Source organism: Streptococcus sp. SCPM-O-B-15304 (M98) (assembly GCF_058200215.1).
Window position 1 is genome coordinate 166552 of the sequence record NZ_JBYQGQ010000001.1, and the last position, 15469, is coordinate 182020.

Annotated in this window: 10 protein-coding genes and 1 riboswitch; all 10 genes read left to right on the forward strand. The window is 37.6% G+C overall.

The genetic code is table 11. The annotated features are described in order from the left end of the window. Window positions 1-113: 113 nt before the first annotated feature. The 10 genes from AC3E7H_RS00800 to glgB all read left to right on the forward strand — a co-directional run bounded on the left by AC3E7H_RS00800 (window position 114) and on the right by glgB (window position 15468). A complete protein-coding gene (locus AC3E7H_RS00800) occupies window positions 114-2120 on the forward strand; it encodes an McrB family protein (protein WP_414257648.1) in 2007 nt (668 codons plus the stop codon). Continuing rightward, the gene (locus AC3E7H_RS00805) at window positions 2107-3423 is read left to right on the forward strand and encodes an McrC family protein (protein ID WP_490675965.1); all 1317 of its coding nucleotides are present in this window, start codon (window positions 2107-2109) and stop codon (window positions 3421-3423) included. The genes AC3E7H_RS00800 and AC3E7H_RS00805 overlap by 14 nt, the downstream gene beginning before the upstream one ends. 170 nt (window positions 3424-3593) lie before the next feature. Next, window positions 3594-4577, forward strand: coding sequence for a GMP reductase (guaC, locus tag AC3E7H_RS00810; protein WP_490675946.1), 984 nt, complete (start codon window positions 3594-3596; stop codon window positions 4575-4577). After that, a riboswitch (purine riboswitch) is annotated at window positions 4570-4666 on the forward strand. (Overlaps the previous gene by 8 nt.) A gap of 76 nt (window positions 4667-4742) precedes the next feature. Then, on the forward strand, window positions 4743-5324 hold the full coding sequence (locus tag AC3E7H_RS00815) for a xanthine phosphoribosyltransferase (protein WP_248034374.1): 582 nt from the start codon (window positions 4743-4745) through the stop codon (window positions 5322-5324). Further along, complete coding sequence (locus AC3E7H_RS00820; protein ID WP_485763820.1) at window positions 5324-6583, forward strand: nucleobase:cation symporter-2 family protein; 1260 nt, start codon at window positions 5324-5326, stop codon at window positions 6581-6583. Before AC3E7H_RS00815 ends, AC3E7H_RS00820 begins: the two co-directional genes overlap by 1 nt. 93 nt (window positions 6584-6676) lie before the next feature. Then, window positions 6677-8635 (forward strand): NAD-dependent DNA ligase LigA, encoded by a 1959-nt coding sequence (gene ligA / locus AC3E7H_RS00825; RefSeq protein WP_490675947.1) that lies wholly within the window; start codon window positions 6677-6679, stop codon window positions 8633-8635. A gap of 3 nt (window positions 8636-8638) precedes the next feature. Continuing rightward, complete coding sequence (locus AC3E7H_RS00830) at window positions 8639-9589, forward strand: diacylglycerol kinase family lipid kinase (RefSeq protein WP_490675948.1); 951 nt, start codon at window positions 8639-8641, stop codon at window positions 9587-9589. A gap of 32 nt (window positions 9590-9621) precedes the next feature. Continuing rightward, window positions 9622-11904, forward strand: a complete 2283-nt coding sequence (gene pulA / locus AC3E7H_RS00835; RefSeq protein WP_490675949.1) for a type I pullulanase — start codon at window positions 9622-9624, stop codon at window positions 11902-11904. A 232-nt stretch (window positions 11905-12136) separates the two neighbouring features. After that, entirely contained in the window at window positions 12137-13177 is a 1041-nt protein-coding gene (locus AC3E7H_RS00840; protein WP_049509042.1) for a DMP19 family protein, read from the forward strand. Window positions 13178-13551: 374 nt separating this feature from the next. Then, window positions 13552-15468: a 1,4-alpha-glucan branching protein GlgB gene (glgB, locus tag AC3E7H_RS00845; protein ID WP_049526669.1), complete on the forward strand. Its 1917-nt coding sequence runs from the start codon at window positions 13552-13554 to the stop codon at window positions 15466-15468. Window position 15469: the final 1 nt, after the last annotated feature.

Here is a 15469-nt window from a genome sequence, read left to right on the forward strand (position 1 = left end):
GGATATGATATTCTATATATGAAATGTGTGTTAAGATAGTTATTAAAAATATTTACACTAACAAATAATATTTAGAGCCTTTAATAATTATTTAATAAGCGAGGTAAAGCATTATGATATCTGAATCAACTTTTATTGATAGAATAAAAAAAGAATTCCCAGATGCAATTGAAAATCAAACAAAAAGTTATATTTCTTTTCAGGTTAAAAATAGGAAAGGGAAGTTACAAAATTTTATAGAGATTAATTTTCAAAATAAAGGAATAAAGATTGCCGTTCTCTCTAAGAGTCTTCATGATTCAGATATTTTGTTGTTTAATAAGAAGCCTGATTCATTCGGTTGGACACTTGATGCTGAGTATTTTATTGAGAATGAAAATTCATTAAATGAGATTTTACCTTTTATAAACAAATCTTATGAATTTGTAAAAAGTGGAATTAAATCAGAGTGTTATAAAGTCTTCAAAGAATTTTTGTCTAAATTTGTGAATCAAGCAAATATCTATAATTCAAAAGATATAGAAATTAAACGTTCTCAAAAATTAGATGGAGCTGAATATATTTACCCTGCTCTGACTATTGAGGGTATTCCGTACAAAGTTGAAATGCTTAACACAGGTCATTTTGGTCCAAAGAGTGGTAATGGATATATTAAATCACCTTACTTTGGATATCGGCTGAGTGACATGGATAACTCATGGATAAATATAAGGTGTGGTTTTCAGAGATTTAAACTCACAGAATTTAAAATAGTAAAATGGTATAGTAATAATCGAGATGAAGATTTAGATTATAAATACTTTGTCAAGGACTTAGAGTTGGAATCAACTGCTGAACCTAACGATATTTTAAAAGAGTTTTATGATAATTTCACTAGTTTTTATAGAGAATCAGAAAAGGAAGAGATAAACATGTCAGAAAATATCAACGAGTATAAGAATATCTTATTACAATCCAAAAACCTCATTCTCCGCGGTGCTCCTGGCACAGGAAAAACTTATCTTGCTAAAGAAATTGCTAAAGAATTAACGGATGGCAACGAAGATCAAATCGGCTTTGTACAGTTTCATCCATCTTATGATTATACGGATTTTGTTGAGGGTTTAAGACCGGATTCAAATGAGGATGGCAGTATATTTTTTAAATTAAAAGAAGGTATTTTTAAGAAGTTTTGTCAGAATGCTATAGATTCTAAGAAGATTGGAGGTCAAGATAATTTTGATGAAGCTTGGGATCTTTATCTTGAGTATGTAAATAACAGAGATGAAAAAGAATATTTGACAGAATTTTCCTATCTAACAGTAAATAGTCGAAATAATTTTAATATCAATTATGAAACTAAAGCTCAAGGAACTGTCTTAACAAAATCTTATGTTTATGAACTATATAAAGATGAAAACTATCTGAAACAGCCCTATTATCATAACCAAGGAAAAAAAGTCCTTGAAACTTTAAAGAAAAGATTTGGTTTGAAAGACTATATTTCTCCAGAAGAGGTTGAAACAGACAAGAATTTTGTCTTCATCATCGATGAGATCAATCGTGGGGAGATTTCTAAGATTTTTGGCGAACTCTTTTTCTCTATCGACCCTGGCTATCGTGGCGAAAAGGGAAGTATTTCTACTCAGTATGCTAACTTACACAAGACGGATGATAAATTTTATATCCCAGAAAATGTCTACATCATCGGAACCATGAATGATATTGATCGCTCAGTGGATACCTTTGATTTTGCTATGCGTCGTCGTTTTCGTTTTGTTGAAGTTACTGCTGAAAGTCAACTTGGTATGCTTGATGAGGTGCTTGGTAATAAAGCTCAAGAAGCTAAAATTCGTCTAAGAAACTTGAATGCTGAAATTGAAAAAGTTCAGGAGTTAAATAGTCATTATCATATCGGTCCAAGTTATTTCCTTAAACTGAAGGATGTAGATTTTAACTATGAATTACTCTGGTCTGATTATCTGAAACCACTCTTAGAAGATTACTTGCGCGGTTCTTACGAGGAAGTTGAAATTCTAGAAAATTTGAAAAAGGCCTTTGACAAGACAAGCAATGAGCAAAAAAATCAGGTAGTTACTGACAACAATGAAGGCGATGGAAATGAAAATGCGGATCACTGATAATCAGCATAAGATTATTAAAGAAGACTTTGTTGCAGAATATCCCAAAATAAGCCAACTTCTCTTAGATAGAACACTAAATAATCTTTCTCAAGAAGATAATATCTTTATTTTTCCAAATGACCTACAATATTCTCCAGATTTGGATAAGGATCAAAAAATCTTAGAAACTGTCAATCAGGAAATAAAGACAGGAAATATCATTGGATTTCTTGGCTACGGCCAGGAGAGATTAACCATTTCTTCTCGCTTTTCAAACGAAAGTGATGACTATTTTTTACATTATCTTTTGCAAAAGGTTCTTCATATCAATCTCACTAGTTTAGATGTTGCTTTATCGCGTGAAGATAGACTCTATCAACTTTTGATGTATCTCTTTCCCAAGTATTTGCAAGTCGCTCTCCGAAAAGGTCTTTACAAGGAATACCAGAGATTTTCTCATAACGACAGTCATGTTAAGGGGGTGATTGATGTAGGAAATCATCTCAAGAAAAATCTTCCTTTCATAGGAAATGTTGCCTATACAACAAGAGAGTTTACCTATGATAATCCACTCATACAGCTGATTCGGCATACGATTGAGTTTATAAAGACTCAAAAAAGTTTCAGAGCTATGCTCGATAATAGTCGTGAAACTATAGCTGAAGTTACGCGTGTAACCCCTTCTTATAAATTAGCCGATCGTGCTAAATTTATAAGAATAAATAAAACCAAACCCCTTCGTCATGCCTACTTTCGAGAATACAGAAAGTTGCAAGAGCTGTGTCTGATGATATTAAACAGAGAAAAGCACGGTTTTGGATATCAAGAGCAAAAAATTCATGGCATTCTCTTTGATGTTGCTTGGCTTTGGGAAGAATATGTTCATACCTTGTTGCCAAAAGATTTCATACATCCACGCAATAAAGAAAAGAAAGGTGGTATCTCTGTATTTTCTGGTGGGAAACGAAAGGTATTTCCAGATTTTTATAATAGAGAACTAAGAACAGTTTTAGATGCTAAATATAAAAAACTGGAATTGACTGAAAAGGGAATCAATCGTGAGGACTTGTTCCAGTTGATTTCCTATTCTTATATTTTAGAAGCTGAACAGGCTGGGCTTGTTTTTCCTAGCAAGGAAAAGGTAGTTGATAATGAGATAGGTAACCTAGCAGGTTATGGAGCCTTGTTGAAGAAATGGTCTATCCAAGTCCCTGAACAAGTTGAAAGCTATCAAGATTTCATTAGGAAAATGGAGTCCTTTGAAAAAGTTTTTATCGAAAATCTAGGTAGAAATTTAAAAGGTAAGACAAATTCAGGGTAAATGTCTAGTTATCTCCTTGGTTAAAAATACAAAACACGAACGTTATTTATTTTTGGACATAATAATTGACAAAAAACGGACATTATTGTAAACTTGTTAGAGTAATTGTCTGGAAAAGACGAGGCTATTCCTAACTTTAGGAAAGTCTAAACAAGAGAAATGAGAGAAATATGTTAAACGAATTTCCGATCTTTGACTATGAAGATATTCAGTTAATCCCAAATAAGTGCGTTCTTAAAAGTCGTGCAGAGGCTGACACGCAGGTAACTTTAGGGAAGCATACCTTTAAATTACCAGTTGTTCCTTCCAATATGCAGACAATCTTGGATGAAAATGTTGCTGAACAACTTGCTAAGGGTGGATATTTCTATATTATGCATCGTTTTGATGAAGAAGGACGTATTCCTTTTGTCAAACGTATGCACGATCAGGGCTTGATTGCTTCAATCTCAGTAGGTGTTAAAGACTACGAGTATGACTTTGTTAGTCAATTAAAGGAAGATGCTCCAGAGTACATTACCATTGATATTGCTCATGGTCATGCTGATAGCGTTATTTCAATGATTCAGCACATTAAGAAAGAATTGCCAGAGACTTTTGTCATCGCTGGAAACGTTGGAACTCCAGAAGCCGTGCGTGAACTTGAAAATGCTGGTGCAGATGCTACTAAGGTCGGAATCGGTCCAGGTAAGGTTTGTATTACTAAGGTCAAAACTGGTTTTGGTACTGGCGGTTGGCAGTTAGCGGCCCTTCGCTGGTGTGCTAAAGCTGCGCGTAAACCGATTATTGCCGATGGTGGTATCCGTACACATGGTGATATCGCCAAATCAATCCGCTTTGGTGCAAGTATGGTTATGATTGGTTCTTTATTTGCAGGGCATATCGAAAGTCCTGGTAAAACAGTTGAAGTTGATGGTGAACAATTCAAAGAATACTATGGTTCGGCTTCAGAATACCAAAAAGGTGCCTATAAGAATGTCGAAGGTAAAAAAATCCTTCTTCCTGCCAAAGGGCATTTACAGGATACCTTAACTGAGATGGAACAGGATTTGCAAAGTTCGATTTCTTATGCTGGAGGTCGTAAGGTTGCTGATCTTCGTCACGTTGACTATGTCATTGTGAAGAACTCTATCTGGAATGGTGATGCTCACTAAAAATATGATTACTTATTTATGCCGCGAATTGGCGTGGCGTTTCTACAAGGTACCGTAAATACCTAACAATGAGTAAGCTACAGAGATATAAGGATAGGTGTTAAATCTATTTCTTTATTTCCTAGAGGCTTACTTGGTAAGTCTCTTTTTATTTCGGAGGTTATTGTGAAATTATTAGAAGAACGAATTTTAAAGGATGGAAACGTTCTTGGTGAGAATATTCTTAAGGTGGATTCCTTCTTAACCCACCAAGTTGATTATTCCTTGATGCGCGAGATTGGTCGTACTTTTGCGGAGCATTTTAAAAATGCTGGTATTACCAAAGTCGTAACCATTGAGGCATCTGGAATCGCCCCAGCCCTTTATGTGGCTGAACAGTTAGATGTTCCCATGATTTTTGCTAAAAAGGCAAAAAATATCACTATGAATGAAGGAATTTTAACTGCTGAAGTTTATTCTTTCACTAAACAAGTAACTAGTACCGTATCTATTGCAGGTAAGTTCTTATCTCCTCAAGATAAAGTATTGATTATTGATGATTTCTTGGCTAATGGTCAAGCAGCTAAAGGTTTGATTCAGATTATTGAACAGGCTGGTGCTACAGTTGAAGCTATCGGAATTGTGATTGAAAAATCTTTCCAAGATGGTCGTGAACTGCTAGAAAAATCAGGTCATCAAGTAGTATCACTCGCGCGATTAGAGCGTTTTGAAAATGGAAAAGTTATCTTCAAGGAGGCAGACATCTAATGAAACAACAGGAAAACCACTCACAGGCAGCCATTCTTGGTTTGCAACACTTGCTAGCCATGTACTCAGGTTCAATCCTGGTACCAATCATGATTGCAAGTGCTTTAGGGTATTCAGCTCAACAGTTGACCTACCTTATTTCAACAGATATCTTTATGTGTGGGGTTGCAACTCTCTTACAATTGCAACTCAATAAACACTTCGGTGTTGGATTACCAATCGTACTTGGTGTTGCCTTCCAGTCTGTTGCTCCTCTTATCATGATTGGTCAGAGTCATGGTAGCGGTGCTATGTTCGGAGCTTTGATTGCATCAGGGATTTATGTCATCTTGATTTCAGGTATCTTTTCTAAGGTTGCCAATCTTTTCCCTGCTATCGTAACTGGGTCTGTTATCACAACTATCGGATTGACCTTGATTCCAGTTGCCATCGGAAATATGGGAAATAACGTTGAAAAACCTACTGGACAAAGTTTAGCTTTGGCAATGATTACTGTTCTCATTATTCTTTTGGTTAATATTCTTACAAAAGGATTTATCAAATCTATTTCCATTTTGATCGGTTTGATTGCAGGTACGATTATCGCTGCAACTATGGGCTTGGTTGACTTCTCTCCAGTAGCAGAAGCTCCACTCGTTCATATCCCAACTCCATTCTACTTCGGTGCTCCACAATTTGAGATTTCTTCTATTGTAATGATGTGTATCATCGCTACTGTATCTATGGTAGAATCAACTGGTGTGTATCTTGCCCTTTCTGATATTACTAAAGATCCAATCGATAGCACTCGTCTTCGTAATGGTTATCGCGCTGAAGGTCTTGCTGTCTTACTTGGTGGACTTTTCAATACCTTCCCTTATACAGGATTTTCACAAAACGTAGGCTTGGTGAAACTTTCAGGTATTCGTACTCGTTTGCCAATCTATTACGCAGCTGGTTTCCTTATCTTGCTCGGTCTCTTGCCTAAGTTCGGTGCCTTGGCACAGATTATTCCTAGTCCTGTTCTAGGTGGAGCTATGCTCGTCATGTTCGGTTTCGTGTCTCTCCAAGGGATGCAAATCTTGGCGCGTGTAGACTTCGAACACAATGAACACAACTTCCTCATTGCAGCAGTTTCTATCTCTGCTGGGGTGGGATTAAACGGAAGCAATCTCTTCAATACTCTACCGACTGAATTACAAATGTTCTTCTCAAATGGTATTGTCATTGCAAGTACAGTAGCCATCGTCTTGAATGCTATTTTGAATCGTAAAAAATAAAAATTAATGAGAAGCGATAGAAATATCCTTCTCATTTTCTTTTTTAGAGCTTGAGTATTGTTTATAGAGTCCTTTTTATGGTAAAATGGTTCTATGAATGAAAGAATGAAAGAGCTCGTTGAACTGCTTAATCGCTATGCGACAGAGTATTATACAAGTGATAATCCATCTGTATCTGATAGTGAGTATGACCGTCTTTATCGTGAATTGGTAGAGTTAGAAAAAGCTCACCCTGACCAAGTCTTGCCAGAAAGTCCGACACATCGTGTTGGTGGAAAGATTCTTGATGGGTTTGAGAAATATAGTCATCAGTATCCTCTCTATAGTTTGCAGGATGCTTTTTCACGTGAAGAACTGGATGCCTTTGATGCGCGTGTTCGTAAAGAATTGGATGATGTCACTTATATTTGTGAGTTGAAGATTGATGGTTTATCGATTTCCTTGACTTATGAGCAGGGAATTTTTGTTGCTGGGGCAACTCGAGGTGATGGCTCCATCGGTGAAAACATCACTGAAAATCTTAAACGAGTGAAAGACATTCCTTTATCATTACCAGAAAAATTAGATATAACAGTGCGTGGTGAATGTTATATGCCGAGAGCTTCTTTTGACCAGGTCAATCAATCTCGTCAAGAGAATGGGGAGCCAGAATTTGCCAATCCAAGAAATGCGGCTGCAGGAACACTTCGTCAGTTAGATACAGCAGTAGTAGCCAAACGTAATCTTGCAACCTTCCTTTATCAGGAAGCTAGTCCTTCAACTCGGGATAGTCAAGAGAAGGTTTTGAAACATTTAGAACAATTAGGCTTTGTGGTTAATCAAAGACGTCTATTAGCTCATAGTATGGATGAGGTTTGGACGTTTATTCAAGAAATTGGTCAAGAAAGAGATCAGTTGCCTTATGATATCGATGGAGTTGTGATTAAGGTCAATGATCTAGCTGGTCAGGAGCAACTAGGATTTACAGTCAAAGCACCTAAGTGGGCAGTCGCTTATAAATTCCCAGCAGAAGAAAAAGAAGCGAAACTTCTTTCTGTTGACTGGACAGTAGGGCGTACAGGAGTTGTGACTCCGACTGCTAATCTTACTCCAGTGCAACTTGCAGGTACAACTGTAAGTCGTGCAACTCTTCATAATGTTGACTATATCGCTGAAAAGGATATCCGTAAGGATGACACGGTGATTGTGTATAAGGCAGGGGATATCATTCCTGCTGTTCTACGAGTGGTAGAATTCAAGCGAGTGTCAGAGGAAAGACTAGATATTCCAACAAACTGTCCAAGTTGTGACAGTAAGCTTTTGCATTTTGAAGATGAGGTGGCCCTTCGTTGTATCAATCCGCGATGCCCTGCTCAAATCAAGGAAGGCTTGACGCACTTCGCATCCCGTGATGCTATGAATATCTCTGGCCTTGGCCCATCAATCGTGGAGAAATTATTTGCTGCCGATTTGGTTAAGGATGTTGCAGATATTTATCGTTTGACTGTGGAAGATTTCCTTTTATTAGATGGTATCAAGGAAAAATCAGCGCAAAAGCTCTATCAGGCTATTCAAGCATCCAAAGAAAATTCTGCTGAAAAACTCTTGTTTGGTTTGGGGATTCGTCATGTAGGAAGTAAGGCAAGTCAGTTGCTTTTACAAAACTTCCACTCAATCGAATCGCTAGCACAAGCCAATCCTGAAGAAATTGCAAGTATCGAAAGTTTGGGAAGTGTCATTGCCCAAAGCTTACAGACCTATTTTGCTACAGAGGGTTCTGAAATCCTTTTAAGGGAATTGAAAGAATCAGGTGTTAATCTAGACTACAAAGGACAGACAGTTGCAGCAAATGCAGCCTTGTCTGGTCTAACTGTCGTATTGACAGGAAAGCTAGAGCGTCTTAATCGCTCAGAAGCTAAAAATAAATTAGAAAGTCTAGGAGTCAAGGTTACTGGTAGTGTGTCGAAAAAAACAGACCTTGTTGTAGCAGGAGCAGATGCAGGAAGCAAGCTCCAAAAAGCACAAGAACTGGGAATAGAGATTCGTGATGAAGCTTGGCTTGAGAGTTTGTAAGCTATGAAAGAAGAAAAAAAACGCGCACGTCTCATTTATAATCCGACATCAGGCCAGGAAATGATCAAGCAAAATATCGCAGAAGTCCTAGAAGTGTTAGAGAGCATAGGCTATGAAACCAGTGCTTTCCAAACCAAACCTGAACACCTGTCAGCCCAGAAAGAAGCAGAAAGAGCTGCAAAAGCTGGCTTTGATTTGGTTTTAGTAGCTGGTGGCGATGGCACCATCAATGAAGTGGTTAATGGAATTGCACCTCTGGAACATCGTCCAAAGATAGCCATCATTCCTACTGGGACTACCAATGACTATGCAAGAGCATTGAAAATCCCTATGGGGGATCCAGTTGCTGCAGCGAAGATCATTGCTAAAAATGAAACCAAGCAAATTGATATTGGTCGTGCCTTTGGCGATAAGTATTTCATCAATATTGCTGCGGCAGGAGCTCTTACAGAGTTAACCTTTAGTGTTCCGAGTGAACTGAAGACGCGTCTGGGTTATCTGGCCTACGTTGCTAAAGGCATCGAGATGTTCCCAAAATCCAAAGCCCGTCCTGTTCGTATTTACCATGATTGGGGCATTTTTACAGGAGAAGTTTCTCTTGTCTTTGTTGCCTTGACCAATTCTATCGGTGGATTTGAGCAATTCGCACCTGATACCAAGCTGGATGATGGCAATTTCACGCTTATTCTAGTAAAGACGGATAAAATCCTAGATATGTTGAGTCTGCTAGTTCGGGCTATGAACGGAGGCCAACACGTTTCAGATGTCAATGTTGAATATCTGAAAACTAGTAAACTCCGAATTGAAACTTTGGATCAGGGGGAGCCGTTTATGCTTAATCTTGATGGAGAATACGGTGGTGACACACCAGTAGATTTGGAAGTATGTCATAATCACATTGAGTTTTTTGTGAATCCTGAGGCACTTGATCAAGAAATTATTAGTAACATATAAAATCAAATTTAATTTAGAAATTAGGGAGAACTATGTACAATTATCCTGTACTTATTCATTATCATCGCAAGGATGAAGCCTACGAGGTTTGCAGTTTCAGTAAAAAAACAGTAGATTCAGTAGAGCTTATCAAAGAAGAAGAATATTTTGGAGCTAAATTTTCACTGACTCAATCGAGTGAAGTAGCGCTTGAGACCATGACTTTTAGCGTTGAAAAAGATGGTGTCAGCAAAGAATATCCTATTCGTTTCAATTACTATCCACTTTTGACAGAGGTTTGGATTTTGGATGGAGACGATACAGTTTATTATTCTGAAAATCCTGCCATTGCCAGTCCACACTATAAGGACCAAAATCCTTTTGCCTTTGACAAGGCAATCAATAGTGCCAGTTTCGACCACCACTGGGGTTATCAAGGAGAGTTGGGATGTCAAGTTTCTGAAAATGAAACAAGTTTTAGCTTATGGGCACCAACAGCTACATCTGTCCAAGTAGTTGTCTATGAATCAGTGAGCAATGACGCTCCTATCCTTAAAATCTTTGAAATGGAGCGAGGAAATAGTTATTCCTATAGCCACAAGTATAATACCATTGGTGTTTGGAGTTTAACAGTTCCAGAAAACTTAGCAGGTCGTGCTTACCACTACCAAATTGACTTTCCTCATCACCAGTCATTAACTCGTGATCCATATACAATAGCGACAAGTCCTGATGGAAAACGTTCAGCCATTGTCTCAAATCAAGATCGACAGGTTGAAGGCTTTGAGGTCAAGCATGGTACAGAAGCAACTTGGCGTTTGGAAAATCCTTGCCAAGCAGTCATTTATGAAATGCACATCCGTGATTTGACTAAGTCTGAAACATCTGGTGTTGCGTCAGAATTAAGAGGAACCTTCTTAGGTGCAGCGCAAACTGGAACAGTTAACCAGTATGGTCAGTCGACTGCATTTGATTACATTAAAGAACTTGGTGTCAACTATGTTCAGCTGCAACCAATTGCTGACCGTCATAAAGAATACGACGCTGATGGAAATGTAACTTATAACTGGGGATATGATCCACAAAACTACAATGCTCCAGAAACTAGCATGTCTACAAATCCAAATGATCCAGGTCAAGCTATTCGTGATTTGAAAGCCATGGTCCAAGCTTATCACGACGCTGGTATCGGTGTTATTATGGATGTTGTTTACAATCATACCTTCTCAACGGTGGATGCGCCATTCCAAACAACGGTTCCCGATTATTATTATCGAATGAACCATGACGGAACCTATCAAAATGGAACAGGAGTCGGTAACGAAACTGCCAGTGAGCATGAAATGTTCCGTAAATATATGATTGATTCTCTTCTCTACTGGGTAAAAGAATTCAATATTGACGGTTTCCGCTTTGACTTGATGGGAATTCATGACATCAAAACTATGCAGATGATTCGTTGGGCTATGGATGAAGTCGATCCTAAAATCATCCTTTATGGAGAAGGATGGGATATGGGAACTGGTCTTGCTCCTTATGATAAGGCTAAGAAAGATAATGCCTATCAATTGCCAAACATTGGATTCTTTAATGATAATCAACGTGATGCGGTTAAAGGTTGTGAAGTCTATGGTTCTATCAAATCTGGTTTTGTCAGTGGTGCAGGTACTGAGCCAATCGTCGCAAAGGCTATCCTTGGAAGCCGAGAACTGGGTTCTTATCTCAGCCCCAATCAGGTTCTTAACTATGTAGAAGCCCATGATAACTACAATTTGCATGATTTGCTTAAAACCCTTCATCCAACGGAGAGTGAAAGTCGCATCATGAAGAAAGTAGAAACAGCGACAGCCATGAATCTTCTCATGCAAGGGATGGCCTTCATGGAGTTGGGTCAAGAGTTTGGCCGTACCAAGCTTGTAGCTACAGGAGAAAATGGCGAGGTGACTCACGCAGATCGTGAGCGAGCAATGAATAGTTACAATGCTCCTGATAGCGTCAACCAAGTCAATTGGGATTTGATCAATGAGCGTCAAGATAGCATCGAGTTTGTTCGTCAGATTATCCGACTTAAAACACAAAACAGTGCCTTTTCATACCCTACTTATGAAGAAGTCTACCGTCATGTATTTGTTCATACAGCCATTGAAAATAGTGGTTGGATTGTTTATGAGATTCATGGTGGCGAAGAGCACTTCTTGGTTGTATTCAATGCTAAAGGGGCTTCATATTACTATGAAAATGCAGGAAACCTAGAAATGTTGGTAACTAATAGCCGTTCTAACCAAGAAAATGCCATTGACGATGTCAGTGTGGCAGTTATGAATGTTTTATCGTAAGTCTTAGATTGAAGATTGACACAATGAAGTGTAGGGCAAAACTATTTTGCAGAGTCCAATAAATGAACAAAAGTATTTCAAAGACTCATTTCTACTAAAATGTGAGGTCGGGATTTTTTATCTCGGCCTATACTTCTAGAAAGTTTATCTTGGAGACGATAGAAAAAGCAGAAGTTTCATTACAAATTGAATTAAAATTATAAAAGTTCATTAGTTTTAGTGGGAGATACCTATGGATATCAATACAATTACGCTGGAAACATTTATCACATTAAATGAATCGGAGAAAGTTCAGTGTCTTAAAGACATTAAGCATAACTTCCAATTCGAGAAAGTAATAGAAATTCTTTTAGAGCTTGGCTTAGAAAATTTAAGTGGACTAGTCCTTAGTGAACTAGCCAAAGTCTATAATAATTGGAGTCAATTCGAAGAAGCCAAAAGAGTTTTAGAGATGGTCTCTGAAGAAGATAGGGATGCTATTTGGTATTATCGAAATAGTTTTACCCATTGGCGTTTATCTAGTGATCCGAACAAGGACTTTGAAACTGAAGCTAATCAGGCTCTAGATTTATTAGAAAATGCTATCAAAAATGCTGATTCCTCAACAAATCCAGTCATTGAATGGTGTATTGAGTTGGTTAAAGTAGGTTCTCTAAAGGAAGTTTTTGAAGGCAAGCCAACAGAATATCCCCTGCTTCAGAAATACTATTTTGAAGATGCTAATGAAACTAATCAAGAAATGAAAACTGCACAGAATAAGAAATTATACAAGAATATTAAGATAGAAGATGTTCAAAATGCAGAAGACTCTTGGGATATTATTGAACCAGTATACGAAACTGTTAACATCTATAACACCTATAAAGACTATCTCGATTCTGCAAAAATCTTTACTTTAGAACAAAGATACCTTCTGGCAATTATCTGGTATTTTATCGAAGTAAACAATGGAGGTCACTATCAATTTTTCGATAATTCGACAGGGATTGTCTGGAAAGATACTTTAAAGGGCTTCGAACTATTTGGAATGAAGGAGCATGCTGCTAATTTCAAAAATCTCCTTGCATACTTTGGTGGAACTATCTCCTTTGTTAGAGAAGAAAGATCGGAGCTGCTAGCACAGATGGAAGAAGAGTATGGCGATGATTTTTATGAGAAATTGGATGAAGCAGATAATTTTGTCTATGATTATGATGGAAATGAGAATGAGCTAAGTTTTATCAAAAAATATCCAGAGAAATTCATTTTTCATGGAAGTGCAGATAAATCGTAAAGAATAGTAAATAAAGAAAGAGCAGATTGGAAGATCTGCTCTATTTTTTGGGAGAAATCCCTTGTTTCTGAATAGTTGCAATCTAAATTGAATGTTATAAACTCAATATTTACGGATTTTCAATGTATTTTTCAAAAATATAAGGCTAAAAATTGCTTAAATCCGAATATTTTGTTACTATTATATAAAAATGTAAGAAAATGAAAAGAGGCGAAGATAAATTGGAAAATTAAAATGATTTTCCCAGGACGCATCAGAGAATTATTTTCAGATTTTCAAAATAATTTTTAAAAATATAGTAATTTACTTGAAACTTCTCTTAAAAGGTAGTATAATAAAAATAAGAAAACGCTTTCAATTAGAAGGGGGATTCAATGGATAAATTTGAGGCTTTAAGAACTTTTACTAGTGGCGAAAATTTCCATCTTCAACACTATTTAGGAGCGCATCGTGAAGAAAGAGACGGTGAGTATGGCTATACATTCCGTGTCTGGGCGCCAAATGCGCAAGCTGTCCATCTAGTTGGTGATTTTACTAACTGGGTTGAAAATCAAATCCCCATGGTTCGTAATGAATCTGGAGTTTGGGAAGTTTTTACAACTTTAGCTCAAGAAGGACATATTTATAAATATCATATTACTCGTGCTAATGGTCATCAGCTTATGAAGATTGATCCCTTGGCAGTACGTTATGAAGCACGTCCGGGAACAGGAGCAGTTTTAACAGAAATTCCTGAAAAAAAATGGAAGGACGGGCTCTGGTTAGCTCGTAGAAAACGTTGGGGATTTTTTGAGAGACCGGTCAACATTTATGAGGCGCATGCAGGATCTTGGAAGAGAAATCCTGATGGAACACCTTATAGCTTTGCTCAACTCAAAGAAGAGCTCATTCCTTATCTCGTTGAGATGAACTATACTCATATCGAGTTTATGCCTTTGATGGCTCACCCTCTCGGTTTGAGTTGGGGTTATCAGCTCATGGGTTACTTCGCTTTAGAGCATGCCTATGGTCGTCCTGAAGAGTTTCAAGACTTCGTTGAGGAATGTCATATCAACAATATCGGAGTAATTGTGGACTGGGTACCTGGACACTTTACAATAAATGACGACGCTTTGGCATACTACGACGGTACACCAACTTTTGAATACCAAGATCATAATAAGGCTAACAACTACGGTTGGGGAGCACTCAACTTTGACTTAGGGAAAAACGAAGTGCAATCCTTCTTGATTTCTAGTATTAAGTTCTGGATTGATTTCTATCACCTAGATGGTATTCGTGTAGATGCTGTAAGTAATATTCTCTATCTAGATTATGACAATGCTCCATGGACACCAAATAAAGACGGTGGCAATCTCAACTATGAAGGCTATTATTTCCTACAACGTTTGAACGACGTTATTAAACTAGCTCATCCGGATGTTATGATGATTGCAGAGGAGTCTTCTTCAGGTACCAAGATTACTGGCATGAAGGAAATGGGTGGACTTGGATTTGACTACAAGTGGAACATGGGTTGGATGAATGATATCCTACGTTTCTACGAAGAAGATCCAATTTACCGTAAGTATGACTTTAATCTTGTGACTTTCAGCTTCATGTATGTCTTTAATGAAAATTATCTCCTACCATTCTCACATGATGAGGTTGTCCACGGTAAGAAGAGTATGATGCATAAGATGTGGGGTGATCGTTACAATCAGTTCGCTGGTTTGAGAAACTTATACACCTATCAAATTTGTCACCCTGGTAAGAAATTACTCTTCATGGGTAGCGAATTTGGTCAATTCTTAGAGTGGAAATCAGAAGAGCAATTGGAGTGGTCTAACCTAGAAGATCCGATGAATGCCAAGATGAAATACTTTACATCACAGTTGAATCAACTTTATAAAGACCACCGTTGTCTTTGGGAAATTGATACAAGTTACGATGGTATTGAAATCATTGATGCGGATAATAGAGATCAGAGTGTTCTTTCATTTATCCGTAAGGGCAAGAAAGGCGAGATGCTAGTCTGTGTCTTCAATATGGCACCAGTTGAACGTCCTGATTTTACAATTGGTCTTCCAGTTGCAGGCATTTATGAAGAAATTTGGAATACAGAGTTAGAACAATGGGGTGGTGTGTGGAAAGAGCATAACCAAACAGTTCAAACTCAAGAAGGATTGTGGAAGGATTATGAGCAGACTTTGACATTTACATTGCCAGCTATGGGAGCAAGTATTTGGAAAATCAAACGTCGCATCAAACCTACTAAAAAAGTCGCTAATAAAACTCAAAAAGGAGTATAAA